The organism is Parasphingomonas halimpatiens (assembly GCF_036663795.1).
Classification (GTDB): domain Bacteria; phylum Pseudomonadota; class Alphaproteobacteria; order Sphingomonadales; family Sphingomonadaceae; genus Sphingomonas.
Genome location: NZ_JAXOJP010000089.1, coordinates 1 through 1,153, shown reverse-complemented (window position 1 = coordinate 1,153; position 1,153 = coordinate 1). Strand labels below are relative to the sequence as shown.

Annotated in this window: 1 protein-coding gene; it reads right to left on the bottom strand. The window is 66.0% G+C overall.

Going from position 1 to position 1,153, the window contains the following annotated elements; translation table 11 throughout:
* A protein-coding gene (locus U1839_RS26745) for an IS3 family transposase (protein WP_332806601.1) occupies positions 1-1,100 on the bottom strand; the annotation gives its coding sequence in 2 pieces (ribosomal slippage) (positions 1-848 and positions 848-1,100; 1,101 coding nt annotated over the 2 pieces). This gene is flagged as partial in the annotation.
* Between the last annotated feature and the right edge of the window lie 53 nt (positions 1,101-1,153).

Here is a 1,153-nt window from a genome sequence, read left to right as displayed (position 1 = left end):
CACGCGTGCAGGCCATTGCTTTTCGAGGCCGGCGGCGAACGCCGCCGGGGTGGCGTAACCGAGCGACGAGTGCGGCCGCTCGACATTGTAATCATCGACCCAGGCGGCGATCTTCTCCCGGGCATGCGCGATGCTCGTGAACAGCGTCTCGTTGAGCAGCTCGTCGCGCATGCGACCATTGAAGCTCTCCACATAGGCGTTCTGGGTCGGCTTGCCGGGCGCGGTATAATGCCAGTCGATCCTGACTTCGCCGCACCATTCGAGCACCGCGTTCGAGGTCAGCTCCGTCCCATTGTCGCTGACGATCATCCCCGGCTTGCCGCGCACCGCGATCAGGCCGACCAGTTCGCGCACGACCCTCGTGCCCGAGATCGACGTGTCGGGGATCGCCGCCAGGCATTCGCGCGTCACGTCATCAACGATGTTGAGCACCCGGAACCGGCGACCCGTCACCATCTGATCGTGGACAAAGTCCAGGCTCCACCGCTCGTTGGGCAGCGCCGGGACCGGCGCAGGCGCCCGTGCGCCAACCGCGCGCTTGCGGCCCCGCCGGCGACGTACCGTCAGCCCCTCCTCGCGGTAGAGCCGCTGCGTCTTCTTGCGGTTGATCGTGATACCGTCGCGCCGCAGTAGGACATGCAGCCGCCGATAACCGAACCGCCGGCGCTGATGCGCAAGCTCGCGCAGCTTCTCCCGCACGGGGCCGTCGTCGTCGCGCCGTGACCGATAGCGCATGCTCGTCCGGTCGGCCCCGATCACCCGGCACGCCTGCCGCTCGCCCATCCCGAACACCGCCCGGAGATGTGCGACCGCTTCCCGCTTAGCGGCAGGCGTTACCATTTTTTTGTCAGCAGATCCTTCAGACCCGCATTGTCCAGCATCGCGTCCGCCAGCAGCCGCTTCAGCCTGCCGTTCTCGTCTTCCAGCGCCCGCAGTCGCTTCGCTTCCGACACCTCGAGGCCGCCATACTTGGCCTTCCAGTTGTACAGCGTCGCCTCCGACACACCGTGCTTGCGCGCCAGGTCGGCCGTCTTCGCGCCCGCCTCCGCCTCCTTCAGCACCCCGATAATCTGCTCTTCTGTGAACCGTGATCGCTTCATCCGTCCGTCCCTTCTTCAGGCCGGACTCTAATCGCTGCTGGTAGAAAATCAGG